Origin of the sequence: Streptococcus mitis, from assembly GCF_023109515.1 — a bacterium.
GTDB lineage: Bacteria > Bacillota > Bacilli > Lactobacillales > Streptococcaceae > Streptococcus > Streptococcus mitis_CS.
The window spans coordinates 164,487-188,910 of the sequence record NZ_JALDUM010000002.1; the positions used below are offsets into that span (position 1 = coordinate 164,487).

Annotated in this window: 38 protein-coding genes; all 38 read right to left on the reverse strand. The window is 40.4% G+C overall.

The annotated features are described in order from the left end of the window. Positions 1-37: 37 nt before the first annotated feature. Entirely contained in the window at positions 38-739 is a 702-nt protein-coding gene (locus tag M1G05_RS06380; protein WP_084888270.1) for a histidine phosphatase family protein, read from the reverse strand. A 232-nt stretch (positions 740-971) separates the two neighbouring features. Beyond that, positions 972-2,462: an N-acetylmuramoyl-L-alanine amidase family protein gene (locus M1G05_RS06385; RefSeq protein ID WP_247953378.1), complete on the reverse strand. Its 1,491-nt coding sequence runs from the start codon at positions 2,460-2,462 to the stop codon at positions 972-974. 17 nt (positions 2,463-2,479) lie between these two features. Further along, complete coding sequence (locus tag M1G05_RS06390; RefSeq protein ID WP_247953379.1) at positions 2,480-3,817, reverse strand: PFL family protein; 1,338 nt, start codon at positions 3,815-3,817, stop codon at positions 2,480-2,482. A 9-nt stretch (positions 3,818-3,826) separates the two neighbouring features. Further along, the gene (locus M1G05_RS06395) at positions 3,827-4,093 is read right to left on the reverse strand and encodes an ACT domain-containing protein (protein ID WP_000644126.1); all 267 of its coding nucleotides are present in this window, start codon (positions 4,091-4,093) and stop codon (positions 3,827-3,829) included. 264 nt (positions 4,094-4,357) lie between these two features. Next, positions 4,358-4,744: a 50S ribosomal protein L17 gene (gene rplQ / locus M1G05_RS06400; protein WP_000331493.1), complete on the reverse strand. Its 387-nt coding sequence runs from the start codon at positions 4,742-4,744 to the stop codon at positions 4,358-4,360. Between the two features lie 11 nt (positions 4,745-4,755). Further along, positions 4,756-5,691, reverse strand: coding sequence for a DNA-directed RNA polymerase subunit alpha (locus M1G05_RS06405; protein WP_000568988.1), 936 nt, complete (start codon positions 5,689-5,691; stop codon positions 4,756-4,758). A 42-nt stretch (positions 5,692-5,733) separates the two neighbouring features. Further along, positions 5,734-6,117, reverse strand: coding sequence for a 30S ribosomal protein S11 (gene rpsK, locus M1G05_RS06410; protein ID WP_001118385.1), 384 nt, complete (start codon positions 6,115-6,117; stop codon positions 5,734-5,736). Between the two features lie 17 nt (positions 6,118-6,134). After that, positions 6,135-6,500 carry a 30S ribosomal protein S13 gene (gene rpsM, locus M1G05_RS06415; RefSeq protein WP_000090781.1) on the reverse strand — a complete coding sequence of 122 codons (366 nt, stop codon included), beginning with the start codon at positions 6,498-6,500 and terminating at the stop codon, positions 6,135-6,137. Positions 6,501-6,517: 17 nt separating this feature from the next. Continuing rightward, positions 6,518-6,634 carry a 50S ribosomal protein L36 gene (rpmJ, locus tag M1G05_RS06420; protein WP_001808836.1) on the reverse strand — a complete coding sequence of 39 codons (117 nt, stop codon included), beginning with the start codon at positions 6,632-6,634 and terminating at the stop codon, positions 6,518-6,520. A 24-nt stretch (positions 6,635-6,658) separates the two neighbouring features. Beyond that, positions 6,659-6,877: a translation initiation factor IF-1 gene (infA, locus tag M1G05_RS06425; protein WP_001029883.1), complete on the reverse strand. Its 219-nt coding sequence runs from the start codon at positions 6,875-6,877 to the stop codon at positions 6,659-6,661. 116 nt (positions 6,878-6,993) lie between these two features. Next, entirely contained in the window at positions 6,994-7,632 is a 639-nt protein-coding gene (locus M1G05_RS06430; RefSeq protein ID WP_001050436.1) for an adenylate kinase, read from the reverse strand. A gap of 154 nt (positions 7,633-7,786) precedes the next feature. Then, entirely contained in the window at positions 7,787-9,097 is a 1,311-nt protein-coding gene (gene secY / locus M1G05_RS06435; RefSeq protein WP_000465403.1) for a preprotein translocase subunit SecY, read from the reverse strand. Between the two features lie 12 nt (positions 9,098-9,109). Then, positions 9,110-9,550 (reverse strand): 50S ribosomal protein L15, encoded by a 441-nt coding sequence (rplO, locus tag M1G05_RS06440; protein ID WP_000766089.1) that lies wholly within the window; start codon positions 9,548-9,550, stop codon positions 9,110-9,112. A gap of 144 nt (positions 9,551-9,694) precedes the next feature. Next, positions 9,695-9,877 (reverse strand): 50S ribosomal protein L30, encoded by a 183-nt coding sequence (gene rpmD / locus M1G05_RS06445; RefSeq protein WP_000057241.1) that lies wholly within the window; start codon positions 9,875-9,877, stop codon positions 9,695-9,697. 13 nt (positions 9,878-9,890) lie between these two features. Next, positions 9,891-10,385, reverse strand: coding sequence for a 30S ribosomal protein S5 (gene rpsE, locus M1G05_RS06450; RefSeq protein WP_000874202.1), 495 nt, complete (start codon positions 10,383-10,385; stop codon positions 9,891-9,893). 17 nt (positions 10,386-10,402) lie between these two features. Beyond that, complete coding sequence (gene rplR / locus M1G05_RS06455) at positions 10,403-10,759, reverse strand: 50S ribosomal protein L18 (protein ID WP_000624044.1); 357 nt, start codon at positions 10,757-10,759, stop codon at positions 10,403-10,405. Positions 10,760-10,842: 83 nt separating this feature from the next. Further along, complete coding sequence (rplF, locus tag M1G05_RS06460; RefSeq protein ID WP_000086626.1) at positions 10,843-11,379, reverse strand: 50S ribosomal protein L6; 537 nt, start codon at positions 11,377-11,379, stop codon at positions 10,843-10,845. Positions 11,380-11,568: 189 nt separating this feature from the next. After that, on the reverse strand, positions 11,569-11,967 hold the full coding sequence (gene rpsH / locus M1G05_RS06465) for a 30S ribosomal protein S8 (protein WP_000245504.1): 399 nt from the start codon (positions 11,965-11,967) through the stop codon (positions 11,569-11,571). A gap of 180 nt (positions 11,968-12,147) precedes the next feature. Next, entirely contained in the window at positions 12,148-12,333 is a 186-nt protein-coding gene (locus tag M1G05_RS06470) for a type Z 30S ribosomal protein S14 (protein ID WP_001085697.1), read from the reverse strand. Between the two features lie 17 nt (positions 12,334-12,350). Beyond that, complete coding sequence (gene rplE, locus M1G05_RS06475) at positions 12,351-12,893, reverse strand: 50S ribosomal protein L5 (RefSeq protein ID WP_000013542.1); 543 nt, start codon at positions 12,891-12,893, stop codon at positions 12,351-12,353. Between the two features lie 23 nt (positions 12,894-12,916). Then, the gene (gene rplX, locus M1G05_RS06480; RefSeq protein ID WP_000497691.1) at positions 12,917-13,222 is read right to left on the reverse strand and encodes a 50S ribosomal protein L24; all 306 of its coding nucleotides are present in this window, start codon (positions 13,220-13,222) and stop codon (positions 12,917-12,919) included. A gap of 78 nt (positions 13,223-13,300) precedes the next feature. Beyond that, the gene (rplN, locus tag M1G05_RS06485) at positions 13,301-13,669 is read right to left on the reverse strand and encodes a 50S ribosomal protein L14 (protein ID WP_000616545.1); all 369 of its coding nucleotides are present in this window, start codon (positions 13,667-13,669) and stop codon (positions 13,301-13,303) included. 25 nt (positions 13,670-13,694) lie between these two features. Then, complete coding sequence (gene rpsQ, locus M1G05_RS06490; protein WP_000440801.1) at positions 13,695-13,955, reverse strand: 30S ribosomal protein S17; 261 nt, start codon at positions 13,953-13,955, stop codon at positions 13,695-13,697. 24 nt (positions 13,956-13,979) lie between these two features. After that, entirely contained in the window at positions 13,980-14,186 is a 207-nt protein-coding gene (gene rpmC, locus M1G05_RS06495; RefSeq protein ID WP_000772918.1) for a 50S ribosomal protein L29, read from the reverse strand. A gap of 9 nt (positions 14,187-14,195) precedes the next feature. Then, on the reverse strand, positions 14,196-14,609 hold the full coding sequence (rplP, locus tag M1G05_RS06500) for a 50S ribosomal protein L16 (protein ID WP_000960946.1): 414 nt from the start codon (positions 14,607-14,609) through the stop codon (positions 14,196-14,198). Positions 14,610-14,612: 3 nt separating this feature from the next. Then, positions 14,613-15,266 (reverse strand): 30S ribosomal protein S3, encoded by a 654-nt coding sequence (rpsC, locus tag M1G05_RS06505; RefSeq protein ID WP_000529936.1) that lies wholly within the window; start codon positions 15,264-15,266, stop codon positions 14,613-14,615. 12 nt (positions 15,267-15,278) lie between these two features. Then, a complete protein-coding gene (gene rplV / locus M1G05_RS06510) occupies positions 15,279-15,623 on the reverse strand; it encodes a 50S ribosomal protein L22 (RefSeq protein WP_000818137.1) in 345 nt (114 codons plus the stop codon). Positions 15,624-15,634: 11 nt separating this feature from the next. Beyond that, positions 15,635-15,916, reverse strand: a complete 282-nt coding sequence (gene rpsS, locus M1G05_RS06515) for a 30S ribosomal protein S19 (RefSeq protein ID WP_000533766.1) — start codon at positions 15,914-15,916, stop codon at positions 15,635-15,637. Between the two features lie 103 nt (positions 15,917-16,019). Beyond that, the gene (rplB, locus tag M1G05_RS06520; protein WP_000512910.1) at positions 16,020-16,853 is read right to left on the reverse strand and encodes a 50S ribosomal protein L2; all 834 of its coding nucleotides are present in this window, start codon (positions 16,851-16,853) and stop codon (positions 16,020-16,022) included. 17 nt (positions 16,854-16,870) lie between these two features. After that, complete coding sequence (locus tag M1G05_RS06525; protein WP_001055347.1) at positions 16,871-17,167, reverse strand: 50S ribosomal protein L23; 297 nt, start codon at positions 17,165-17,167, stop codon at positions 16,871-16,873. After that, positions 17,167-17,790 (reverse strand): 50S ribosomal protein L4, encoded by a 624-nt coding sequence (rplD, locus tag M1G05_RS06530; RefSeq protein ID WP_000024547.1) that lies wholly within the window; start codon positions 17,788-17,790, stop codon positions 17,167-17,169. Before rplD ends, M1G05_RS06525 begins: the two co-directional genes overlap by 1 nt. Positions 17,791-17,814: 24 nt before the next feature. Beyond that, a complete protein-coding gene (rplC, locus tag M1G05_RS06535; protein ID WP_247953380.1) occupies positions 17,815-18,441 on the reverse strand; it encodes a 50S ribosomal protein L3 in 627 nt (208 codons plus the stop codon). 82 nt (positions 18,442-18,523) lie between these two features. Next, positions 18,524-18,832 (reverse strand): 30S ribosomal protein S10, encoded by a 309-nt coding sequence (gene rpsJ / locus M1G05_RS06540; RefSeq protein WP_001284513.1) that lies wholly within the window; start codon positions 18,830-18,832, stop codon positions 18,524-18,526. A gap of 254 nt (positions 18,833-19,086) precedes the next feature. After that, positions 19,087-19,677, reverse strand: a complete 591-nt coding sequence (gene nrdG, locus M1G05_RS06545) for an anaerobic ribonucleoside-triphosphate reductase activating protein (RefSeq protein ID WP_084926325.1) — start codon at positions 19,675-19,677, stop codon at positions 19,087-19,089. After that, positions 19,670-20,176 carry a GNAT family N-acetyltransferase gene (locus M1G05_RS06550; RefSeq protein ID WP_173876636.1) on the reverse strand — a complete coding sequence of 169 codons (507 nt, stop codon included), beginning with the start codon at positions 20,174-20,176 and terminating at the stop codon, positions 19,670-19,672. The genes nrdG and M1G05_RS06550 overlap by 8 nt, the downstream gene beginning before the upstream one ends. Before the next feature lie 43 nt (positions 20,177-20,219). Continuing rightward, complete coding sequence (locus tag M1G05_RS06555) at positions 20,220-20,360, reverse strand: hypothetical protein (protein WP_000521618.1); 141 nt, start codon at positions 20,358-20,360, stop codon at positions 20,220-20,222. Positions 20,361-20,371: 11 nt separating this feature from the next. After that, positions 20,372-22,579 carry an anaerobic ribonucleoside-triphosphate reductase gene (nrdD, locus tag M1G05_RS06560; protein ID WP_194251491.1) on the reverse strand — a complete coding sequence of 736 codons (2,208 nt, stop codon included), beginning with the start codon at positions 22,577-22,579 and terminating at the stop codon, positions 20,372-20,374. Between the two features lie 119 nt (positions 22,580-22,698). Next, positions 22,699-24,252: a damage-inducible protein CinA gene (locus M1G05_RS06565; protein ID WP_153208745.1), complete on the reverse strand. Its 1,554-nt coding sequence runs from the start codon at positions 24,250-24,252 to the stop codon at positions 22,699-22,701. Positions 24,253-24,424: the final 172 nt, after the last annotated feature.

Sequence of the window (24,424 nt, forward strand, 5' to 3'; positions counted from 1 at the left end):
ATATTTCTATCAAATCCCTATTTCATAGCAAGCAAGTCTAGACTGATTTAATAGAGGCTTCCTCCATCTTCTCACGTCCTAGTTCTCGGTAACTACGGTCGCCGACAACTTCTACGCTAAACTGGCCGTCCTCATATTCAAGTATCGTCACGCTACCATTATCTAGACCATGCGGATGCATACCATTAATTAGATAAACAATGGTTCCAATAGTCATTCCGTGGCTGACAACGAGGGCATTGCCCCCACCCTGCTCTTCCATTTCTTTGGCAATCGCTTCAAAGCCTTCCTTAATTCGGCCACTGAGTTTTTCCCAGCCTTCAGCCCAACCAGCTGTATCGACCTCTACCAAACCCTCAGCCAGTTCAGCATAAGACAATTGGTGAACGTGGTCCACATTAAAGATACGAGGAATAATGCCCATGAAAAGATCACCATCATAAGCTCCGTCAAAACTACCGAAACACCATTCTCTGATACGCTTGTCCATGCGATAAGGGATTTTTCCCTGCAAGCCAAGTTCATCAAGGATAATTCCCATTGTCTGAATGGTGCGCCCAGAATCACTCGAATAAGCACGCTCAAACTGTAGACCAGATTCGCGCAAACCGATTCCTAATTCTTGAATCCCTCGTTCACCTTCAGCTGTTAAGGGAGTATCGCTCCAACCTTGCGCGCGACCAATCGTGTTAAACATAGTCTTGCCATGACGTACCAAATACAATCGTACTTTTACCATTTTCCGTCCTCCGTTTGCTTCTATTATATCATGGATGATAAAACAAAAGCCACCCAGACAGGCGACTTTTGCAGGAGATTATTATGAAAAAGTTTAGGAGTTCTATTAAATAAAGATATTAGATGAAAATCAAATTCAAACTAAATCAGTGTTATCTGTTTCAAATAATATTAGGAGGTCTTTATTTAATGATTATAGTATACACAGCTAACCTTAAATAGAACTTAAAAAATTATACCCATTCACCTTTTTCATTTACTTTATAGCCGTTAATGGTCATATTTTTTGCCAATTTCCCATCAGCTAACAAGTAATACCACTTATCCACATCCTTAATCCATTGGTTACGAGCGTACTTGCCATCTTGGTTCAGATAATACCAACTATCATACTGAGAATCAAATACCCACTCACTCTTAGCCATGTAACCGCCACGTTTTAGGTAGTATTCGCCCTGCCAAGCTTTCTCCACATAACTACCAGTTGAATCTACATAAAACCAGCTCTTATAATCTTCATCATAAATCCATTCACTAGCAGCCATTGAAGCATCTGCTTTTAGATAATAACGGCCTACCCAGCTGTTTCTTACAAGATTGCCAGAAAGGTCATTGTAATACCATTTGCCAGACTCTTTAAACCACTTACTTGCTTGATAATCCTTCTTAGTCTCTCCATTAGCAGTAACGGTAGCTTGAGATGAAGATGAAACTGTGGCTGATGTAACAGTAGAAACTGCTTGAATAGCCTCTTCTTTTGTCACCTTAGGCTTAGCTTTTCCTTGGTAAACATCTTCGATACGCTTAGTAAAGACAGATAACTCTTCAGGGGATAACATTCTACTATTTTTGTAATTACTATTCTCCCTTATATCCGCTTCTGTTTTTATCTTTCTAACAGCTTCTTCTACTATGTCATCAATCTTACTAAACATAGAAACTTTATCTGCTTTCGAAAGTGAATCGTCATTACTAATGGCTGTCTTCTCCATAAAGGCAACAGCATTAACTTCTCTGATATTCTTTTCAGTAGGTATTAACGAAACAGCTTGAAAATCATCAGACAACAAAGAAGCTATTTTTTTCAAATATTCATTTAAATCACTCACTTCATCATAATATGTAGATATCCATCCAGGTGCACCTAGTCCTCTGTAACTTACATACACTAATGAAGCTTGTTCTAACATTTTTTCTCTTTCAAGATTTGTGTAATACGGATTTTTCTTAATTTGAGCAGTGACAAGTTCTCTCTTCATCTCTACTATTGCACTAAAAATATAACTTTTTAGTTCACTATCATAATTTCTATTATCATTTCGAGGTTCATGAAATTCAAATCTTTCTTTTCTATATTTCCAATCCTCAATATTTGCTATTAGGTTCTTTTCTTCTTTATCAATGTAGTCTATAAAATTTTGAAGTCTTTTATTAAAGTGTTCAGAAATACTATTATTAAGAAATTTGATATCATTTTGTGAGAAAGAAAGTACACTCCAGTCTATTTGCTTCACTAAATTAAGAAAGTGTTTCTCATCCTTCCTCATAAAATCTATCTGTGCTTTTTTATATTCTGCAATTACTTTCTTAATCTCTTCTGGAGTCGTACTAGTAGCAGTTTCATGGCTTTCTTCCTGCGCATAAACTACTTGATTGGCAAAAGTTGGGACTAGTAAAGTCGACAGTCCTAAAGCTACTAAAGCATGTTTCATTTCTTTTTTCATCAATTTCTCCTATTTTCTTAATTTTTAAAACTATGAATTGGTGCTGGGATTTGTCCCCCACGAGAAATGAAATCAACAGACGAAGCCCCATTGACCTTCATAACCGGCGCAGTTCCTAATAGGCCACCAAACTCAATCATGTCTCCTTCTTTTCCTTTAGGAATGATACGAACAGCCGTTGTTTTCATGTTAATAACACCAATTGCAGCCTCATCCGCAATCATAGCCGCAATGGTTTCAGATGGTGTATCCTCAGGAATGGCAATCATATCCAAACCAACAGAACAGATAGCCGTCATGGCTTCTAGTTTTTCTAAATTAAGAGAGCCATTTTGCACTGCGGCAATCATCCCCTCATCCTCAGAAACAGGGATAAAGGCACCAGACAAACCACCGACTTGGTTGCAGGCCATCACTCCACCCTTCTTAACTTGGTCGTTCAAGAGTGCCAAGGCAGCCGTCGTCCCGTGTGTTCCAACCGTTTCTAGCCCCATTTCTTCAAGGACACGTGCAACAGAATCTCCAACCGCAGGAGTTGGCGCCAAACTCAAGTCCACAATACCAAATTCAACACCCAGTCTCTCACTGGCCATTTGACCAACCAATTGACCGATACGAGTGATTCTAAAGGCAGTTTTCTTAACTGTTTCGGCTACTACATCAAAGCTCTGTCCACGAACTTTTTCCAAGGCACGTTTCACCACACCAGGACCGGAAACTCCGACATTGATAATAACATCAGCTTCCCCAACACCATGGAAGGCACCTGCCATAAACGGATTGTCCTCAACAGCATTAGCGAATACAACCAACTTGGCCGCTCCCATATCTGATAGATTAGCCGTTTCCTTGATAACTCGTCCCATATCTGCGACAGCCGTCATATTGATACCAGACTTGGTTGAGCCGATATTGACTGACGAGCAGACCTTGTCCGTTTCAGCCAAAGCACGAGGAATAGAATTGATGAGAATCTCATCTCCCTTTTGATAACCTTTTTGTACCAAGGCAGAGAAACCACCAATAAAGTCCACACCAATCTCTTTCGCAGCCTTATCGAGCGCTTTTGCCAGAACAACGTAGTCCGTCGCATCTGTCGCTGCTCCAATCAGAGAAATAGGTGTCACCGATACACGCTTATTAACGATTGGAATTCCCAACTCAGCTGCAATTTCGTCACCAACAGTCACTAAATTAGCCGCCTTGGTCGTAATCTTTTGATAAATTTTCTCCGCAGCACGATTGATATCCGGATCAATACAGTCTAATAGAGAAATCCCCATGGTAATAGTTCTGATATCGAAGTTTTGCTCCTCAATCATGGAGATAGTTTCAGTAACTTGTCTAATATCCATATGCACCTCCTAGATATTATACATAGCTTCGAAAATCGCTGCACTCTGAATATTGATTTTCACATTCAAAGTTTGCCCAAAAGTTTCAAACTCATTTCGCAGATAAGTAAAATCTTGCTTTTCATCACTAGAGACGACAGCCATCATCGTAAAATATTCATCCAAAACAGTTTGAGAGATATCATCAATATTTAAACCCAATTCTGCAATTTTACCAGAAACACCTGCAACAATGCCAGACTTATCTTTACCAACAACAGTTATAATCGCTTTCATAAGCAAACTCCAATTCTTCTTTTAATAGGAAACCTGAACATTAAACAGGATTCTTTTCAAATAGTATAGCATAATTCTAACGAAAATACTCAAAAATGCCTGCTTACGAAGTTGTTCTTAAGCAAAAAACAATTTCGTAAACAAGCGTCTACTATCCCAACTTATGATGAGTGTTCCCGCTAGGACCGAAATCCTAGCGGTAGACCAGAGCTAGACTAAGAGCACAAGACTCCATCATCATAACACTCAACAAAATTGATGATTTTATACTAATTCGATGATCGCCATTGGCGCTGCATCACCACGACGTGGTTCAGTTTTAAGGATACGAGTGTATCCACCGTTACGTTCAGCATAACGAGGTGCGATTTCTGAGAACAATTTTTGAAGTGCTGTAGTAGAAGTGTACTTATCAGTTGCTTCATCATAGTTTTCAGATGCGATTTCATTACGTACGAAAGCAGCTGCTTGACGACGTGCATGCAAATCACCACGTTTACCTAGAGTAATCATTTTTTCAACAGTTTTACGGATTTCTTTAGCACGAGCTTCAGTTGTCACGATTGATTCGTTGATCAAAAGGTCAGTTGTCAAATCGCGAAGCATTGCTTTACGTTGTGAGCTAGTGCGTCCTAGTTTACGGTAAGCCATTTATTCCTCCTTTATTTATCTTTTAATCCAAGACCCAAATCAATGAGTTTGAGTTTCACTTCTTCCAAACTCTTGCGTCCAAGATTTCGTACTTTCATCATCTCTGCTTCAGATTTTTCTGTCAAATCATGCACAGTATTGATACCGGCACGTTTCAAACAGTTGTATGAACGCACAGACAAGTCCAGTTCCTCAATCGTACGATCCAAAATACGGTCGTCAGATTCAGTATCAGCTTCTTTCATCACTTCAGTTGACTTAGCAATCTCAGTAAGATTTGTAAACAAATCAAGATGTTCTGTCAAAATACGTGCTGAAAGCCCTAAAGCATCTTCTGGAATAATTGTTCCATTTGTCAAGATTTCAAGGGTTAATTTGTCAAATCCATCATTGCTACCTACACGAGCAGGTTCCACTTGATAGTTGACTTTTGTAACTGGTGTATAAATAGAATCTACAGCAAGTGTTCCAACTGGTGCATTATCCTTTTTATTTTCATCGGCAGGTACATATCCACGACCACTGTTAACAGTCATAGTCGCTTTTAGAGAAGAACCTTCACCGATTGTAAAGAGATAATGATCTGGATTTACAATTTCAATATCGCTATCTGTCAAAATGTCACCAGCTGTTACTTCAGCAGGACCTTCAACATCTAGTTCGATGATTTTTTCGTCTTCAACGTACGATTTCACTGCAATTCCTTTAATGTTCAGAATGATTTGCATCACGTCTTCACGAACACCTGGAACTGTGTCAAACTCATGCAACACACCATCAATATTGATAGATGTCACAGCTGCTCCTGGTAGAGAAGCTAGAAGTACACGACGAAGAGAGTTACCAAGAGTTGTACCGTAGCCACGTTCAAGTGGTTCGATTACAAACTTGCCATAATCTTTATTTTCATCAATTTTTGTTATATTTGGTTTTTCAAACTCGATCATTTAGTTACTCCCTCTTAAACGAAAAGCAGTGTAATGCGATGATTATACACGGCGACGTTTTGGAGGACGAGCACCATTGTGTGGCACTGGAGTCACATCACGAATTGCTGTTACTTCAAGACCAGCGGCAGCAAGCGCACGAATAGCTGACTCACGACCAGAACCTGGACCTTTTACAGTAACTTCAACTGATTTAAGACCGTGTTCTTGTGCAGATTTAGCAGCAGCTTCAGAAGCCATTTGAGCAGCGAATGGTGTAGATTTACGAGAACCTTTGAAACCAAGAGCACCAGCTGATGACCAAGCAATTGCATTACCATGCACATCAGTAATCATAACAATAGTGTTATTAAATGTAGCGTGAATATGAGCAATACCAGATTCGATATTCTTTTTCACACGACGTTTACGTGTTGGTTTAGCCAAGACTTTTACCTCCTATATTATTTTTTCTTACCAGCAATCGCAACAGCTTTACCTTTACGAGTGCGAGCGTTGTTTTTAGTGTTTTGTCCACGGACAGGAAGTCCACGACGGTGACGGATACCACGGTATGAACCGATTTCCATCAAACGTTTGATGTTCAAGTTTACTTCACGACGAAGGTCACCTTCAACTTTGATTGCATCCACTTCACGACGGATAGCATCTTCTTGATCTGATGTAAGATCACGTACACGAACATCTTCTGAGATTCCAGCAGCAGCCAAAATTTTCTTAGATGTTGCAAGTCCGATACCATAAACATAAGTCAATGAGATTACTACGCGTTTGTCATTTGGAATGTCAACTCCAGCAATACGAGCCATGTTTTCTCCTTTCTATCTTATCCTTGACGTTGTTTGTGTTTTGGATTTGCTGGGCAAATTACCATAACACGACCATTACGACGAATAACTTTACAGTATTCGCAAATTGGTTTGACCGATGGTCTTACTTTCATTTCTTATCCCTCCAAGTTTTTCGATTATTTAAAGCGGTAAGTGATACGTCCACGTGTCAAGTCATATGGACTCATTTCGACAGTAACACGATCTCCCGCTAAAATACGAATATAGTTTTTACGAATTTTACCAGAAACTGTTGCTAAAATCTGATGTCCATTTTCAAGTTCAACCGTAAACATTGCATTCGGCATTGTATCAACTACTTTGCCTTCAACTTCAATCACATCGTCTTTTGCCACGCAAAAGCACCTCCATAAATTTCGATTCGATGCCTCTAGACACAGAGACAACAATTATAAGTCAGACTATCTCAGTATAACATTTGTAGCGGATTTTTGCAAGTGTAAAAAACGCTTTATTTCAAATTTGTCAATACTTTTTCGATATCTGAGAAGACATCATTGATATCTTGATTACCTTCGATGTCATGAACCAAACCTTTGGCACGGTAGTGGGCAATGATTGGTTCTCCTTGAGCAATATTGACATCCAAACGACGTTTTACTGTCTCAGGCTTATCATCTTCACGTTGGTAGTAATCTTCTTCTTTATAGTCAACTGGTGGGTTAAAGACCTTGTGGAAAGTTTCTCCAGTTACGCGGTGGATGATACGGCCACTCAAACGTTCCAAGAGGCTATCTGGATTCACTTCTATATTGATAACACCTTCTAGTTCGATGCCAAGTTCAGCCAATGTTTTGTCCAAGGCATGTGCTTGTTCGATTGTACGTGGGTAACCATCCAACAAGAATCCTGTTTCTTTAATATCATCTTGTGAAAGACGTTCTTTTACGATTCCATTTGTAACTTCATCAGGAACCAATTCACCCTTGTCAATGTATGACTTAGCAAGAACACCCATTTCAGTTTGATTTGCCATAGCAGCGCGGAACATATCACCTGTTGAGATATGTGCAACATGGAATTGTTCTACGATTTTTGCTGCTTGAGTTCCCTTACCTGCACCAGGTAAGCCCATAATCAAAAGATTCATGATTTGATCTCCTTATTTTATTTTTAAATAGAAGCAAAAAATATTTTCACCTCTATTTAAAAACAAAATAGAAGAGGGGAGACCAAACTCTTACAAATGTTAGAGTTAAACCTCCACTCTCTCAGCATTTACTATTCAAGTAAATACTTCTATTTTATTCTGTTCTATCCATGAAACCAACATACTTACGTTTCAATAGGTAACCTTCTAATTGTTTGATTCCTTCAATACCTGTAGAGATAATGATCAAAAGACTAGTACCTCCAAAAGCAACTGCTTCTGAAAGTCCGAAAACATCTTTTGCTACGATCGGTAAAATAGAAATCACACCAAGGAAGAGAGAACCAACAGTTGCAAGACGACGAAGAAGTTTAGACATATATTCTTCTGTACCTTTACCAGGACGAACTCCGTGGATATAGGCACCGCTCTTTTGTAGATTCTCTGCCGCTTTTTCAGGATTAATCTGTACAAACGTATAGAAGAATGTAAAGAGAATAATCAATAAAGCATACATAGCAATACCAGTTGGTGAAGTTGTTGCCAGCATTTCTTGTGCTGTTCTTACCCAAGCCCAATCATGACCTGTAGCGCTCAAAAACTGAAGAATAGCCGCAGGCGCTGCAGTAATCGAACTTGCAAAGATAACAGGGATAACTCCAGCAGGGTTTACCTTCAAAGGAAGGTAAGAGCTAGATGGAGCACCTTGTGCAACCTTAGTATATTGGATTGGAATTTTGTATTCTGCTTGTTGAACATAAGTTGTAAAATAAATGATCAACAATACAGTAATAATCAAAATGATTACGAAAATGATAGATGAGTTGATACGGCTACTTGGGACGTTCACAAAGTAGTCTACATAGATGCCCTGAATCATCTCTGGAATTGATGCAACAATCCCGGCAAAGATAATCATAGAAACACCATTTCCGTATCCCTTATCTGTAATTTGCTCTCCCAACCAAGTCACAATCATACTACCAGCTGTTAAGATGATACCAATCATGATAAAGACTTGTGGTGTAAGAGCTGTTTTCAACAATTGAGCTCCAGCCAAAGTATTAAAACCAGCTGTAATCCCGATAGATTGCACAAAAGCGAGAACTAGAGCAATATAACGAGTAGCTTGATTTAATTTTCTTCGACCTACTTCCCCTTGTTTACCCCACTCTACAAATTTGGGTAAAATATCCATTTGCAAGAGTTGGACAACGATAGAGGCCGTAATGTAGGGGCTAACACCAAGAGCAAAAACTGAGAAGTTTTTCATGGCATTTCCTGACACCAAGCTCAACATGTTTAAGAAGGATAATCCACTTAAAGCATTCAAGCTATTGGCATTCACACCAGGAACTGTAATGCTAGTTCCGATACGAAAGACCAAAACGATAAAAATTGTAAATAAAATTTTTGATCGAACCTGCTTGACTTTAAGAGCTTCTCTTAATAATTTAAAAAACATAGGTCACCTCTCTTAGATGACTTCTACTGAACCACCTTTAGCAGTGATAGCTTCTTCAGCTGATTTAGAGAATTTAGCTGCTTTCACAGTCAATTTCTTAGTCAACTCACCGTTACCAAGAATTTTAACACCTGATTTTTCAGCTTTAACAATTCCTGCTTCGATAAGAACAACTGGAGTAACTTCAGCACCATCTTCAAAGACGTTCAATTGGTCAAGGTTCACAATTGCGTATTCTTTAGCGTTGATGTTAGTGAATCCACGTTTTGGAAGACGACGGAACAATGGAGTTTGTCCACCTTCAAAACCAAGGCGAACTCCGCCACCGCTACGAGCTTTTTGACCTTTTTGACCACGACCAGATGTTTTACCGTTACCTGATGAAGTACCACGACCAACGCGGTTACGTACTTTACGAGAACCTTCTGCAGGTTTCAATTCATGAAGTTTCATTTTTATTTTCTCCTCTTTTGTAAAATGCTAGCGCCGATAAGGGAGAAAAGGTTGTCTCCCCCATCAACTCGCCTATACGACGTCATCATAGATGACTATATCTAGTTTTAGGGGATGGTATAGTGCACATCCCCTAAAAATTCATTAGTTTACTTCTTCAACTGTTACCAAGTGAGATACTGCTGTGATCATACCACGGATAGCAGCGTTATCTTCTTTAATAACAGAGCTGTTCAATTTGCCAAGTCCAAGTGCTACAACAGTTTTACGTTGTGATGGAATGCGTCCGATTGGAGACTTAGTCAAAGTAATTTTAATTTGAGCCATTTTATCCCCTTTCTTATGCCAAATCAGAAACTGAAATACCACGAAGGGCAGCAACTTCTTCAGCGCGTTTCAATTGTTTCAAACCTTCAACAGTTGCACGAACAATGTTGATTGGAGTGTTAGAACCAAGTGATTTAGATGTAATATCTGCCACACCTGCCAATTCCACAACGGCACGAACTGCACCACCAGCGGCAACTCCAGAACCTTCTACAGCAGGTTTCAACAATACTTTAGCTCCACCGAATTCTGAAAGAACTTCGTGTGGGATTGTTGTTCCAACCATAGGAACTTCGATCAAGTTTTTCTTAGCATCATCTACTGCTTTACGGATTGCTTCTGGAACTTCTTGAGCTTTACCAGTACCAAATCCTACGCGACCGTTGTGGTCACCAACAACAACAAGAGCTGCGAAACGAAGACGACGTCCACCTTTAACAACTTTTGTAACACGGTTGACAGCAACTACGCGTTCTTCTAATTCAACTGCATTGTCTTTAAATGCCATTTTCTAGTGTCCTCCTATTAGAATTTCAATCCGTTTTCACGAGCTGCATCAGCCAAAGCTTTCACACGTCCGTGATATAGATATCCACCGCGGTCGAACACCACTTCTGAAATACCTTTAGCGTTTGCACGTTCTGCAACGAGTTTACCGACAGCAACGGCTTGTTCAGTTTTAGTTCCTTTTGAAACTTCTTTATCAAGAGTTGAAGCACTTGCGAGCGTTACACCCGCTACGTCATCAATCACTTGAGCGTAGATGCCTGTATTAGAACGGAATACGTTCAAACGTGGGCGATCAGCAGTTCCAGAGAGTTTTCCGCGAACGCGACGGTGGCGTTTTTGGCGGAGTTTGTTTTTATCTGGTTTTGAAATCACAGTTTTCACCTCTTTAGTTTTAAATCGTGTGCTATGCACAAAGTTGGAAAATAGGTTGGTGGTTGAGAATCAACCACTCAACATTATTTACCTGTTTTACCTTCTTTACGACGAACGAATTCACCAACGTAACGGATACCTTTACCTTTATATGGTTCTGGTGAACGAAGGCTACGTACGTAAGCAGCTGTTTGACCAACTACTTCTTTTGAAATTCCGCTAACAACGATTGTTGTTGGGTTTGGAAGTTCAAAAGTAATTCCTTCTGGAGCTTCAACTTCGTCTGGATGAGATTTACCAACAGCCAAAACAAGTTTAGATCCTTGAAGTTGTGCACGGTAACCAACCCCGCGCATTTCAAGTTCTTTCTTGAATCCTTCTGATACACCAACAACCATGTTGTTCAAAAGGGCACGAGTAGTTCCGTGGATAGTTTTCATTTCTTTTGAATCGTTTGGACGGTGAAGAGTTACTTCAGTACCTTCCACACGGATTTCAATATCTTTTGAGAACTCACGAGTAAGTTCTCCTTTAGGTCCTTTTACAGTTACAACGTTGTCATTGTTAGTGATTTCAACACCAGCAGGCAACACGATAACTTTATTACCAATACGTGACATGTTTTTAATTCTCCTGTTAAATTGTCAGGCCAGAACGGCCAGTTTTCACGGGGGCTAAATCGATTTCTCGATTTAAAGGAACATTTAGGTTTCAATTTCAAAGTGAATCTAGGCATCGTCTCGCAGGCATAACTTTAGGTTAGGCAAGAGACGATAACGAAGAGTCACAAAGAAATTGAGAGCTAAATATTACCAAACGTAAGCGATAACTTCTCCACCAACATTCTTTTGGCGTGCTTCTTTATCAGTAAGCAAACCTTCAGAAGTTGAAAGGATAGCAATTCCAAGTCCGTTAAGAACTTTTGGAAGGTCTTCACGTTTTTTGTAGACACGAAGTCCTGGTTTAGAAACACGTTTCAAGTTAGTGATAACTTTTTCACCGTTTGGTCCGTATTTAAGGAATACACGGATGATGCCTTGTTTGTCATCTTCGATGATTTCAACGTTTTTTACAAAACCTTCGCGTTTAAGGATTTCAGCAATCCCTTTTTTGATGTTTGATGCAGGTACTTCAAGTACTTCGTGTTTCGCTTGGTTAGCGTTACGAATACGAGTTAGGAAGTCTGCGATTGGGTCAGTCATAACCATTTTATTTTTCTCCTCTTACTAGTAGTTTGCAAGTTGCACTTGCTAGTTAATGATTGAGCTGGGCTCAGAATATATTTCTAGGTTTCAATTCCTAAGTGAGTCTAGGCATCTGCTTGCAGGCATAACTTGAGTTAGGCAAAAGCAGATAACGACGAATCACGACGGGATTGAAAGCTAGAATTACCAAGATGCTTTTGTTACACCAGGAATTTGTCCTTTGTAAGCTAATTCACGGAAGCAAACACGGCAAAGTTTAAATTTGCGGTAAACTGAATGTGGACGACCACATTTTTCACAACGAGTATAAGCTTGAGTAGAGAACTTCGCTGGACGTTTGTTCTTAGCAATCATTGATTTTTTAGCCATTAGATTTACCTCCTATATTATTTTGCAAAAGGCATTCCAAGGCCTGTAAGCAATGCACGTGACTCTTCGTCAGTGTTAGCAGTTGTTACGATAACGATGTCAAGACCACGAGTTTTGTCAACGTCATCAAAGTTGATTTCTGGGAAGATCAATTGTTCTTTCACACCAAGTGTGTAGTTTCCGCGTCCATCAAATGATTTTGTTGGAACACCGTGGAAGTCACGTACACGTGGAAGTGAAACTGAAACCAATTTATCCAAGAATTCGTACATACGTTCACCACGAAGGGTAACTTTTGCACCGATCGCAACACCTTCACGAAGACGGAAGCCGGCGATTGATTTTTTAGCTTTAGTGATAAGTGGTTTTTGACCTGAGATAAGTGCCAATTCTTCAGCAGCTTTTTCAAGGCTTTTAGCGTTTGATACAGCTTCACCAACACCCATGTTCAAAACGATCTTATCTACTTTAGGCACAGCCATCACTGATGAGTAGTTGAATTGTTCTGTCAAAGCAGGAACTACTTCATTAAGATATTTTTCTTTTAAACGATTTGCCATTATACTTCTCCTTTCCTTCGTGATTAATCAAGCACTTCGCCTGATTTTTTGTTGTAGCGAACTTTTTTACCGTCTACAAATTTGTAACCAACACGACCAGCTACACCATTTTTGTCCAAAACTTGAACGTTTGATACGTGGATAGCTGCTTCTTTCTCGATGATACCACCTTGAGGAAGCTCGTTAGTTGGACGTTGGTGTTTCTTAACGATGTTAACACCTTCAACGATAACTTTGTTTACTTTTGGAAGGGCAGTAAGGACAACAGCTTCTGTTCCCTTATCTTTACCAGCGATTACGCGAACTTTGTCGCCTTTTTTTACAAACATTAGGTTTCTCCTTGATTTTTCTTACGCCCATAAGGGCACCCTGGAGGTAAATCCAGGGGACTAGTTTGTTTCTAAAAATTAAAGTACTTCTGGAGCAAGTGACACGATCTTCATGAAGCCACCTTCACGCAATTCACGTGCAACTGGGCCAAAGATACGTGTTCCGCGAGGAGTTTTGTCTTCACGGATGATAACTGCTGCGTTTTCGTCAAATTTGATGTATGAACCATCAGCACGACGAGCACCTGATTTAGTACGAACGATAACTGCTTTAACAACGTCACCTTTTTTAACCGCACCACCAGGAGTAGCTTGTTTTACAGATGCCACGATAACATCACCGATGTTTGCAAATTTACGTCCTGAACCACCAAGAACTTTGATAGTCAAGATTTCGCGAGCACCGCTGTTGTCTGCGACTTTCAAACGAGTTTCTGTTTGAATCATTTCAGTTTTCTCCTTTCAGGTTTGATTAGATGATGACCGCTTCTTCAACAACTTCTACAAGACGGAAACGTTTTGTAGCTGAAAGCGGACGAGTTTCCATGATACGTACGATATCGCCTTCTTTGGCAACATTGTTTTCATCATGAGCTTTGTATTTTTTAGAGTAGTTAATACGTTTACCATAGACTGGGTGGTTACGTTTTGTTTCAACTACAACTGTGATTGTCTTGTCCATTTTGTCAGATACAACACGTCCAACAAGAACTTTACGATTATTGCGTTCCATTGAAATTTCTCCTTCCCTAGTCTATTATTTCGCTTCAGATTGAACTGTTTTGATACGAGCGATTTGTTTTTTAACTTCTTTCAAGCGAGCTGTTTGTTCCAATTGACCAGTAGCAGCTTGGAAACGAAGTTCAAACAATTCTTTTTTCAATTCGTTTTCGCGCTTCGCGAGTTCTTCTTGAGAAAGACCACGAAGTTCTTTAACAAATTCTTTTACTTCATTAAGTTTCATGCCTTCTCCTTATTCTGCTTCACGTTTTACGAATTTACATTTAACTGGCAATTTGTGGCTAGCAAGACGAAGCGCTTCGCGAGCGATCTCTTCAGATACACCAGCGATTTCGAACATCACTTTACCACGTTTAACTGGTGCTACCCAACCTTCAGGCGCCCCTTTACCAGATCCCATACGCACACCGATAGCTTTAGCAGTGTATGATTTGTGTGGGAAGATTTTAATCCAAACTTTACCACCACGTTTCATGTAACGAGTCATGGCGATACGAGCAGCTTCGATTTGGCGGTTAGTGATCCAGTGGCTAGTTGTAGCTTGAAGACCGTATTCACCGAATGCTACTTCTTTTCCACCTTTTGCTTCACCGCGCATTTTTCCACGGAATTCACGACGGTGTTTAACACGTTTAGGTACTAACATTGGTTATTTACCTCCTTTAGTGTTTTTGCGAGCTGGAAGAACTTCACCACGGTAGATCCATACTTTAACACCAAGTTTACCGTATGTAGTATCTGCTTCTTCCCAAGCGTAATCGATATCTGCACGAAGTGTGTGAAGTGGAACAGTTCCTTCAGAGTATCCTTCAGCACGGGCGATATCTGCACCGTTCAAACGACCTGATACTTGAGTTTTGATTCCTTTAGCTCCAGCACGCATTGCACGTTGGATTGCTTGTTTTTGTGCACGACGGAAAGCAACACGTTGCTCCAATTGACGAGCAATTCCTTCACCTACAAGGTGAGCATCCAAATCAGGTTGTTTGATTTCGATGATGTTGATGTGTACTTGTTTTCCAGTCAATTTGTTAAGTTTCGCACGGAGTGCATCAACGTTAGCACCACCTTTACCGATAACCATACCTGGTTTAGCAGTGTGAAGTGAAACGTTAACTTTGTTTACTGCGCGTTCGATTTCGATAGTTGAAACTGCTGCGTCAGCAAGTTCTTTTTGAACGAATTTACGGATTGCAAGATCTTCATGAAGGTAATCCGCGTATTCTTTTTCAGCATACCATTTGGCATCCCAATCACGGATGATGCCGACACGCATACCAATTGGATGTACTTTTTGACCCACGATTTTACCTCCTTATTTTTCTGCAACAGCTACAGTGATGTGAGCTGTACGTTTGTTGATTGGTGAAGCTGAACCTTTCGCACGTGGACGGAAACGTTTCATAGTTGGTCCTTCGTTTGCGAATGCTTCAGATACTACCAAGTTAGCTTTATCCAAACCAAAGTTGTTTTCAGCGTTAGCTACAGCTGAGTTCAAAACTTTCAAGATGATTTCAGCAGCTTTGTTTGGAGTGAATGTCAAGATTGCGATTGCATCGGCTACGCTTTTACCACGGATGTTATCAAGAACAAGACGTGATTTACGAGGTGAAACACGTACTGTACGAGCCATTGCTTTAGCTGAAGTAATTTCTGCCATTTATGTTCTCCTTATTTTCTACGTGTTTTCTTGTCGTCTGCAGCGTGACCTTTGTAAGTACGAGTTGGTGCAAATTCACCAAGTTTGTGACCTACCATGTCTTCTTGGATGTAAACAGGTACATGTTTACGTCCGTCATAAACTGCAATAGTGTAACCAATGAAACTTGGGAAAATCGTTGAACGACGTGACCAAGTTTTAATAACTTTTTTCTTTTCGTCGTTAGCTTGAGCTTCAACTTTTTTCATCAAATGCTCATCGACGAAAGGTCCTTTTTTAAGACTGCGTCCCATTTTTATATTTTCTCCTTTAAATGTTGTACCACAGCGGCTTGCGCTCACATGGAGCGCTACCGAGCTGGCGGATTTACTAGTTACTTAAGCGACTAGTTTAATATTATTTCTCGTTGCGACGACGAACGATAAGTTTGTCAGATTTCGCTTTCTTGTTACGAGTTTTAAGACCAAGAGCAGGTTTGCCCCATGGAGTAGATGGTGCTTTACGACCAACTGGTGCTTTACCTTCACCACCACCGTGTGGGTGATCGTTAGGGTTCATTACAGAACCACGAACTGTTGGGCGGATACCTTTCCAACGGCTACGTCCTGCTTTACCAAGGTTTACAAGTCCATGTTGTTCGTTTCCGACAACACCAACTGTAGCACGGCAAGTTCCAAGAATCATACGAACTTCACCTGATTGAAGACGAACAAGAACGTATTTACCTTCTTGACCCAATACTTGAGCAGAAGCTCCAGCAGCACGTACCAATTCACCACCACGACCTGGTTTCAACTCAATGTTGTGGATCAAAGTACCAACTGGGATGTTAGCAAGTGGAAGAGCGTTTCCGACTTTGATATCTGCTTCTGGACCTGAAACGATACGTTGACCTACTTCAAGACCTTTTGGAGCGATGATGTATGCTTTCACACCGTCAGTGTAGTGTACAAGAGCGATGTTTGCAGAACGGTTTGGATCGTACTCGATTGTTTTAACAACTGCTTCAACGTTGTCTTTGTTACGTTTGAAGTCAACCAAACGGTAGAAACGTTTGTGTCCACCACCTTGGTGACGAACTGTGATACGACCGTTGTTGTTACGACCAGCCTTGCTCTTCAATGCAACAAGCAATGATTTTTCAGGAGTGCTTGTTGTGATTTCAGCGAAATCCAAAGAAGTCATATTACGGCGACCGTTTGTTGTTGGTTTATAAACACGAATTCCCACGATATTTCCTCCTTAGATTATTCAGCTTCAGCAGCAAACAACTCGATTGCTTTAGAATCAGCTGTAAGTGTGATGATAGCTTTTTTAGTTTTGTTAGTAAAACCAGTGTAACGTCCAACACGTTTAGCTTTTGGTTTTACGTTGATTGTGTTAACATTAGCAACTTTAACACCTTCGAAAGCAGCTTCAACAGCTTGCTTGATCAAAAGTTTGTGTGCACGAGTGTCAACTTCAAATACATATTTTCCTGCTTCAAGTTGAGCCATTGAGCTTTCAGTGATTACAGGTTTTTTGATAACATCATACAAATTCATTATGCAAGAACCTCCTCGATTTTAGAGATAGCTGCTTGAGTAACAAGAAGTTTGTCACTATTTGCGATGTCAAGAACACTTGCAGTTGTAGCAGTCGCAACTTTCACGTTTGGAAGGTTACGAGCTGAGAGAGCTGCGAATTCGTTTCCTTCTTCAAGAATAACAAGGACTTTAGAATCGATGCTCAAAGCTGCAAGAACTTTTGCAAATTCAGCAGTTTTTGGAGCTGTAAATTCAAGAGAATCAACGGCTACAAATTTATTTTCAGCAACTTTTTCTGAGTAAACAGATTTAAGCGCAAGGCGACGAACTTTTTGAGGAAGTTTGTACGCATAGCTACGTGGAGTTGGTCCGAAGACGATTCCACCACCACGCCATTGTGGAGAGCGGATAGAACCTTGACGAGCACGTCCAGTTCCTTTTTGACGCCATGGTTTGCGTCCGCCACCTGAAACAGCTGAGCGGTTTTTAACTGCGTGAGTTCCTTGACGAAGGCTAGCACGTTGGCTGATGATCACATCAAACACAACAGATTCATTTGGTTCGATACCAAAGATTGCATCATTAAGAACAACTTCGCCCGCTTGTTTACCAGTTTGGTCGAATAATGTTACATTTGCCATTTTGACTGTATTCCCCTTTCCTTATTATTTACCAGCTTTAACTGCTGATTTGATAGTGATAAGAGATTTCTTAGCACCTGGTACGTTACCTTTGATAAGGATAACGTTCTTTTCTGGAACAACTTGTACAACTTCAAGGTTTTGAATTGTTACACGGTCGCCACCCATACGTCCTGCAAGGTTTTTACCTTTGAATACGCGGTTAGGTGCAACAGGTCCCATAGAACCTGGACGACGGTGGTAACGAGAACCGTGAGCCATTGGTCCACGTGATTGTCCGTGGCGTTTGATAACACCTTGGAAACCTTTACCTTTAGAAGTACCAGTTACGTCAACAACGTCTCCAGCTGCGAATGTTTCAACTGTGATTTCAGCACCAACTTCCAAGCCTTCAACGTTTTTGAATTCACGAATGAAGCGCTTAGGAGCCGTGTTAGCTTTCGCTACATGTCCTTTAGCAGGTTTGTTGCTCAATACTTTGCGTTTGTCATCGAAACCAACTTGGATAGCGTTGTATCCGTCTGTTTCAACAGTTTTAACTTGAAGAACAACGTTTGGAGTTGCTTCAATAACTGTTACAGGGATCAATTCGCCAGCTTCAGTGAAGATTTGAGTCATTCCCACTTTTTTCCCTAAGATTCCTTTTGTCATGAGAAAATAGTTCCTTTTCTATATTTTTTATTCAAAAAGTTTTTAACGAGCGTTTTTTATGCTCAAGGTATCAAGCTTTAGATTAAAGTTTGATTTCTACGTTTACACCACTTGGAAGATCCAATTTCATCAAAGCATCAACTGTTTTTTGAGTTGGGTTAACGATATCGATCAAACGTTTGTGTGTACGCATTTCAAATTGTTCGCGAGAGTCTTTATATTTGTGAGTCGCACGAATGATTGTGTAGAGGCTACGTTCAGTTGGAAGTGGGATTGGACCCGCAACTTGTGCACCTGTACGAGTAGCTGATTCTACGATTTTTGCAGCCGCTGTGTCAAGCGTACGGTGTTCGTAAGCTTTCAAACGGATACGGATTTTTTTGTTTGCCATCTTTTTCTCCTTTTCGTCTATTTAAGATAATAGGCTAGCTCCACAAGAAAACCGACGCGGTGTTGCGTGGCAATGCAACCGAGCGTGTCGCAACCTCTTGCATCAAAGCTAAGGCTGTAATTTACAGCACCATAATAGAATAACACAAAGCCCCTGCGATTGCAAGGGATTTGTTGCTGTTTTTTCGTTTTTTTACAATGAAACTGTTTTCTTTTTTATAGGTCATTTATTTAACTATTCTTTATAGAAGAAAGTTACTCTCTCTTCACCTGTTCATAGCTTTCTTTTCCGTCATTAAGCTTATCCCAAATCACTACCTGCCCACTTTTGAGAGATTTTTGCACATCGATAATTCGTTGGTTGGACGAACCTCGAAACTGGAGCATGAGATTTCTCTTAGTTCGGTCATACCGTCCATCGACAAGGATGTCAATTAGCGACAATAGTTCCAGTTTATCTGGAGTTTCCAACATCATTTCTTCCCATGTATAGCCCGTCCAGGACCAGATATCCTTATCTGGCAATTCCTTCCGAATCCGCTTAACGAGTGGCAAAAGAATCCCAGTATTGAGAAAAGGCTCCCCTCCCAGCAAAGTCAAGCCTTGAACATAGGGTTGAGCAAGATCTGCCATAATCTGTTCTTCTAATTCTGCTGTATAGGGAATTCCTGCCTTGAAAGACCAAGTCGCTACATTATAACATCCCTCGCAGTGAAACATGCAGCCTGATACATAGAGAGAGTTACGCACACCCTCTCCATCTACAAAGTTAAAGGCCTTGTAATCAATAATCCGCCCTTGACTGAGTTCTTCGCTTTTCCATTCTTGTGGTTTAGGATTATTCATTCACTACCTCTATCCAATAACGCTCCACACCATTACGAACATCCTCAAGGAGCCCACCATTTGCTAAAATGACTGCTCTGCTAGCAGGATTATTTACGCTACAGGTCACAAGAGTTCTCTTGATATTCTTTTCCTTAGCAACTTGCAAGCCCTGACGGAGAGTTTCCTTAGCATAACCCTTGCCTCTTTCTGATGGACGAATGGAGTAGCCAATGTGGCCACCTTCTTCTAGTAGAAAGTTACTGAGGCGCAACCGGAGATTAAGAAATCCAATTGCTCTATCTTTCACAGAAAAAGCTACTAACTGAATTGCGGGAACCCACCCTTCAGGCAGCTTAATTCCCATTTCCTGATTCTGATTGCTTTCCAACCACTCTTCATACACAAAGTTCTCTGTATCCCAAAATCCTCCGTCATGGGCTGATTGGCTCTTTTCAAACTCTGCCATCATCTCTAAAACTGTTTCTTTATCTGCTAATCTTGGTCTGCGTAGTTCCATCCTTACCTCCCACTAAGAGAAAAGCGAGAGTTGACTCTCACTTTTATTTTTTCTTGTTCTTGTTTAAAAATTGTTCTCTGAGGTTGAGCAAACGTTCTTTCTTACCAGCTCCACCTTTAGAGTGTTTCTCGTGATAACGGGTCACTTGTGCGCGCCCCTTATCGTCTAATTGATATTTTCCCATCTCATTTCTTTCTAATTGGTTACTTGATGACCAGCTATTTTAATCGTTGAGCCATTCATGTGTTTGACACGCGCTGCGATTTCCTTGTGACGTCCATTGACCATAGGTCTCGCTTGAGGATTGCCTAAATAGCCACAAGTCCGTTTAACAACGTCTACTGTTTTAGGGTCGCTATTGCCACAGTTAGGACAAGCAAAGCCCCTCTCAGTTGGTTCAAAATCCCCTTCAAAATCACACTTGTAGCAACGGTCAATTGGTGTATTGGTCCCTAGATAGCCGACACGGTCATAGGCATAGTCCCAGACAGCTTCCAAGGCCTTTGGATTTTGCTGGAGAACTGGATACTCACAATAATGGATGAAACCACCCGACGCACCTGCTTCTGGATAGATTTTTTCAAAATCCAGTTTTTCAAACGGTGTTGGATTTTTACGAACATCGTAGTGGAAAGAGTTGGTGTAGTATTCCTTGTCTGTAATATCAGGAATAGAACCAAACTTCTCTGTATCTAGTCGACAGAAACGGTCTGTCAAACTTTCAGATGGTGTTGAGTAGATAGAGAAATGATAGCCATATTGGTCAGACCACTCTTCTACACGGCGTTTCATATCACGAATGATGTCCAGAGTGAATTCCTTGGCTTCTGTATTGTGTTCCCAGCTATTTCCAAAGAAGACAGTAGCCACTTCGTACAAACCGATGTAACCCAGCGAAACAGTTGCCCGACGATTCTTAAAGAGCTGGTCAACACTTTCTTCTTTACCTAGACGATGGCCAAAAGCACCGTACTGATAAAGGATAGGAGCATTCGCTGGCGTCGCTTCTTTAGTGCGTTCGACACGGTAAACCAGAGCATCTTCTGCGATATTCATACGCTCGTTGAAGATTTCCCAGAACTTATTCATGTCGCCCTCAGACTCAAGAGCAATACGAGGCAGGTTAACTGTCACAACACCCAGATTCATACGGCCTGAATTGACTTCTACACCATTCTCATCCTTCCACCCTTGGAGAAAGGAACGGCAACCCATAGGCACCTTAAAAGAACCTGTCAAGTCAACAATCTTATCGTAAGACAAGACGTCTGGGTACATCCGCTTGGTTGCACACTCAAGAGCCAACTGCTTAATGTCGTAGTTGGGAGTCCCTTCTTCCAAGTTAAGACCTCTTTTCAGAGTAAAAATCAGTTTAGGGAAGATAGCCGTACGATGTTCTGAACCAAGACCCTTGATACGAATAGTCAAAATAGCTTTTTGAATTTCTCGTTCAAAACGACTAGTTCCTAAACCAAAACCTAGCGAAGTAAAAGGTGTTTGTCCATTTGAAGTGAAGAGAGTATTAATTTCATACTCGAGAGATTGCATGGCATCATAGATGTCTTTTTGTGTTTTCTTCCAAGCGTAATCTTCCCGTTTGTCAGGTAAGACCCACTCTTCCGCATCCTTAAGGTGTTTTTGATAATTCTTCTCTGCATAAGGCGCCAAGACCTCATCGATACGGTCAGCTGAACAGCCTCCATACTGGCTAGAAGCAACGTTGGCAATGATTTGGGAAATCTGAGCTGTTGCAGTCTGGATAGACTTAGGACTTTCCACCTCCGCATTTCCAATCTTAAAACCATTCTCCAACATCCCCTTGAAATCAATCAAACAGCAGTTGGTCATAGGGGTGTAGGGGCTATAATCCAAATCATGATAGTGGATATCCCCCTTTTGGTGGGCATTGGCTACGTGCTTAGGGAGCATTTGCAGTCCGATTGATTTCCCAACAATCCCCGCCGTCAAATCACGCTGGGTATTAAAAACATCACTATCTTTATTAGCATTCTCATTGACAACTGCCTGATCTTTATTGAGAAGCTTATGGATACTAAAGTTAATATCTGTCGCTTTTGAGCGCTCAAAATCCCTCTGTGTCCGATAAGTGATATACTCCTCAGCTAGCGCATATTCTTTGGCTTCAAGGAGTTCATGCTCTACAATATTTTGGATTTCATAAATCTTAACTCCCTGCGGAAAGCGACTTTGAATTTCTGTGACAATTCGCTCAGTCAGAGCATTGAGGCGTTTTTCGACTAAGGGTGTCACATCCATAACCTTATCTGCCGCCTTGTGGAGAGCCTTGTCAATCTTATCCACATCAAATACAACACGTCTCCCATCTCGTTTTTCAACGAAGAGAGTTGGCAAAATTGTAATTTTTTCTTCTAGTGCAATCATATACATGCTCGTTTCTAAAATGTTCTTTCTAAAAAGTATTATACCACTCTAAAAAGAAAAATCAATATCTTGTGTTAAAAATCCTAAAATTTTTAAAAATACACAAGATATTGATTTTGTTATTTAATTTTATAGACTTTAAATTCTGAGTAATCAGTCTTCACTTGTTGGTAATTTTCTTTCAAGATTGTTTCTACTTCAGACCAGACTGCCACCTTGTCGTTTACCACAATCACCTTAGGTTGGTTTTCTTTCAAGTCATTGATTAAACTAGTTTTATTCTCTTCTGTACTCGTGTAAAGAAGAGGTGATAGGAACATGGATCCAGCCAAACGCTGGCTTTCTTTATACATCTGAACATGTGAATCCCAAATATAAATTTGGTCTCCCTCACTCGTCTCTTGTTTGACTCTGTCTACTACTTGATGTTGTTCTCTATAAGAAGCTGGATGCAAGACAAAACGAGCTACAAAAGGAATTGCAATCAGATAAACCACCACTAGGATCGGTAAGTAGAGATTCCCTTTCATGAATTTTTTCCATAAAGTAGGAACATCTTCTCTTCTCCGACGACGAGCTCCTCTAGCTGAATGTTTCCCACGAATACTGGTCATCAAAAGAAGGAGTAAAGACGGAAGGATTAGAATCAAACGAGAACCGTGAAGAGGTTCTTGAGAAAAAAGCAACAAGACTAATACAAATAAGAAAGCAAAACTAGCTGGTACTGAAATAACATATAATCTTGATGCCTTTGATTGGAACAATCCTAGAAAAATAAGGAAGAGAGCTCCTAAACCAAAGGTCAACAAACCATAGAATACAACATTATCCATTAGTTGGGGATTGGTAAAGACCTGAAGGGAATCAATCGGATACAAAAGACTCCCTATAGCTTCTCCAAAACCACCTGAAGCAAGAACATAGTATCCTACTGGGTAAAAGATGAGAGAAAAGCCAAGTGCTGCTGCAAAAAACTGATAAACTCCATGAGCAAGGCGACCATGCCCAACATTAAAGACAAATAAACCAATCGTTACTACTGCAGTAAAGAGAAGACTTGTAATAGGCTCTATGAAAAATGATAGACCCAAAAAGAACCCCAGACGTAGAAATCCCTTGTCATGGTTAGGATTTGATAGATAAGCTGCTATGAACGAAAATCCTGCAAACAGAAATGGCAAAGCTAAAATCGTTGCATATCCTCCTCCAAAACCGAGACCAGATACCAAAATATAAAATATGGTTAGGAGTTGCTTGGCTTGTTCCTTTTGTCCCGTCAGATAGTCAGTTGAAGAAAAGAGGAAGTAACCTCCTCCTAAGAGGGCTAGCCATTCTACCAAGGCAAAAAGAATGCCTCCTTGGGTAATATAAAGTAGCAAGTAATAAATAAGACCGTGACTAGCATAATAGCTACTGTAGATCTGTCCTCCCTGATGTAAAGCCCACCCTATATACAAATCCTGCGCCTGAGAGGGACTTACCATATCTAAAAGTAAAGGTATCACCACAGAAAAAAACGTTGCAATCGTACTTCCAATGATGAGTCTGAAAAACGGGAAAGCTACCTGTTCTTCTTTTTCTACATGAGATTCAAGGTTCCTATCCAATCTATTTTCAATTTCATTACTCTGTATCGTTTCGGATACTTCTTCGATTCTGCCATATACAGCCATGTCGTTTCTCCTATTCAATTTATCTGTCTTAGTATATCAAAAAGACCTAAAATTGTCAGCTTGCGATGGCTGTTTGAGTGATTTTTTGCTTAGTTTCACAAAGGTTTCAATTTCCCGAAATCGATGTAAATTCGTCTGTTTAAATGTTATGATATAATCCAATTCTTTCTGA

What these genes read in the sequence shown, in the direction of transcription:
- M1G05_RS06380 (WP_084888270.1), bottom strand. Translation starts at nt 739, where the DNA reads ATGGTAAAAGTACGATTGTATTTGGTACGTCATGGCAAGACTATGTTT.
- M1G05_RS06385 (WP_247953378.1), bottom strand. Translation starts at nt 2,462, where the DNA reads ATGAAAAAAGAAATGAAACATGCTTTAGTAGCTTTAGGACTGTCGACT.
- M1G05_RS06390 (WP_247953379.1), bottom strand. Translation starts at nt 3,817, where the DNA reads ATGGATATTAGACAAGTTACTGAAACTATCTCCATGATTGAGGAGCAA.
- M1G05_RS06395 (WP_000644126.1), bottom strand. Translation starts at nt 4,093, where the DNA reads ATGAAAGCGATTATAACTGTTGTTGGTAAAGATAAGTCTGGCATTGTT.
- rplQ (WP_000331493.1), bottom strand. Translation starts at nt 4,744, where the DNA reads ATGGCTTACCGTAAACTAGGACGCACTAGCTCACAACGTAAAGCAATG.
- M1G05_RS06405 (WP_000568988.1), bottom strand. Translation starts at nt 5,691, where the DNA reads ATGATCGAGTTTGAAAAACCAAATATAACAAAAATTGATGAAAATAAA.
- rpsM (WP_000090781.1), bottom strand. Translation starts at nt 6,500, where the DNA reads ATGGCTCGTATTGCTGGAGTTGACATTCCAAATGACAAACGCGTAGTA.
- rpmJ (WP_001808836.1), bottom strand. Translation starts at nt 6,634, where the DNA reads ATGAAAGTAAGACCATCGGTCAAACCAATTTGCGAATACTGTAAAGTT.
- M1G05_RS06430 (WP_001050436.1), bottom strand. Translation starts at nt 7,632, where the DNA reads ATGAATCTTTTGATTATGGGCTTACCTGGTGCAGGTAAGGGAACTCAA.
- secY (WP_000465403.1), bottom strand. Translation starts at nt 9,097, where the DNA reads ATGTTTTTTAAATTATTAAGAGAAGCTCTTAAAGTCAAGCAGGTTCGA.
- rplO (WP_000766089.1), bottom strand. Translation starts at nt 9,550, where the DNA reads ATGAAACTTCATGAATTGAAACCTGCAGAAGGTTCTCGTAAAGTACGT.
- rpmD (WP_000057241.1), bottom strand. Translation starts at nt 9,877, where the DNA reads ATGGCTCAAATTAAAATTACTTTGACTAAGTCTCCAATCGGACGCATT.
- rpsE (WP_000874202.1), bottom strand. Translation starts at nt 10,385, where the DNA reads ATGGCATTTAAAGACAATGCAGTTGAATTAGAAGAACGCGTAGTTGCT.
- rplF (WP_000086626.1), bottom strand. Translation starts at nt 11,379, where the DNA reads ATGTCACGTATTGGTAATAAAGTTATCGTGTTGCCTGCTGGTGTTGAA.
- rpsH (WP_000245504.1), bottom strand. Translation starts at nt 11,967, where the DNA reads ATGGTTATGACTGACCCAATCGCAGACTTCCTAACTCGTATTCGTAAC.
- M1G05_RS06470 (WP_001085697.1), bottom strand. Translation starts at nt 12,333, where the DNA reads ATGGCTAAAAAATCAATGATTGCTAAGAACAAACGTCCAGCGAAGTTC.
- rplE (WP_000013542.1), bottom strand. Translation starts at nt 12,893, where the DNA reads ATGGCAAATCGTTTAAAAGAAAAATATCTTAATGAAGTAGTTCCTGCT.
- rplX (WP_000497691.1), bottom strand. Translation starts at nt 13,222, where the DNA reads ATGTTTGTAAAAAAAGGCGACAAAGTTCGCGTAATCGCTGGTAAAGAT.
- rplN (WP_000616545.1), bottom strand. Translation starts at nt 13,669, where the DNA reads ATGATTCAAACAGAAACTCGTTTGAAAGTCGCAGACAACAGCGGTGCT.
- rpsQ (WP_000440801.1), bottom strand. Translation starts at nt 13,955, where the DNA reads ATGGAACGCAATAATCGTAAAGTTCTTGTTGGACGTGTTGTATCTGAC.
- rpmC (WP_000772918.1), bottom strand. Translation starts at nt 14,186, where the DNA reads ATGAAACTTAATGAAGTAAAAGAATTTGTTAAAGAACTTCGTGGTCTT.
- rplP (WP_000960946.1), bottom strand. Translation starts at nt 14,609, where the DNA reads ATGTTAGTACCTAAACGTGTTAAACACCGTCGTGAATTCCGTGGAAAA.
- rplV (WP_000818137.1), bottom strand. Translation starts at nt 15,623, where the DNA reads ATGGCAGAAATTACTTCAGCTAAAGCAATGGCTCGTACAGTACGTGTT.
- rpsS (WP_000533766.1), bottom strand. Translation starts at nt 15,916, where the DNA reads ATGGGACGCAGTCTTAAAAAAGGACCTTTCGTCGATGAGCATTTGATG.
- M1G05_RS06525 (WP_001055347.1), bottom strand. Translation starts at nt 17,167, where the DNA reads ATGAATTTGTATGATGTTATCAAAAAACCTGTAATCACTGAAAGCTCA.
- rplD (WP_000024547.1), bottom strand. Translation starts at nt 17,790, where the DNA reads ATGGCAAATGTAACATTATTCGACCAAACTGGTAAACAAGCGGGCGAA.
- rplC (WP_247953380.1), bottom strand. Translation starts at nt 18,441, where the DNA reads ATGACAAAAGGAATCTTAGGGAAAAAAGTGGGAATGACTCAAATCTTC.
- rpsJ (WP_001284513.1), bottom strand. Translation starts at nt 18,832, where the DNA reads ATGGCAAACAAAAAAATCCGTATCCGTTTGAAAGCTTACGAACACCGT.
- nrdG (WP_084926325.1), bottom strand. Translation starts at nt 19,677, where the DNA reads ATGAATAATCCTAAACCACAAGAATGGAAAAGCGAAGAACTCAGTCAA.
- M1G05_RS06550 (WP_173876636.1), bottom strand. Translation starts at nt 20,176, where the DNA reads ATGGAACTACGCAGACCAAGATTAGCAGATAAAGAAACAGTTTTAGAG.
- M1G05_RS06555 (WP_000521618.1), bottom strand. Translation starts at nt 20,360, where the DNA reads ATGGGAAAATATCAATTAGACGATAAGGGGCGCGCACAAGTGACCCGT.
- nrdD (WP_194251491.1), bottom strand. Translation starts at nt 22,579, where the DNA reads ATGATTGCACTAGAAGAAAAAATTACAATTTTGCCAACTCTCTTCGTT.
- M1G05_RS06565 (WP_153208745.1), bottom strand. Translation starts at nt 24,252, where the DNA reads ATGGCTGTATATGGCAGAATCGAAGAAGTATCCGAAACGATACAGAGT.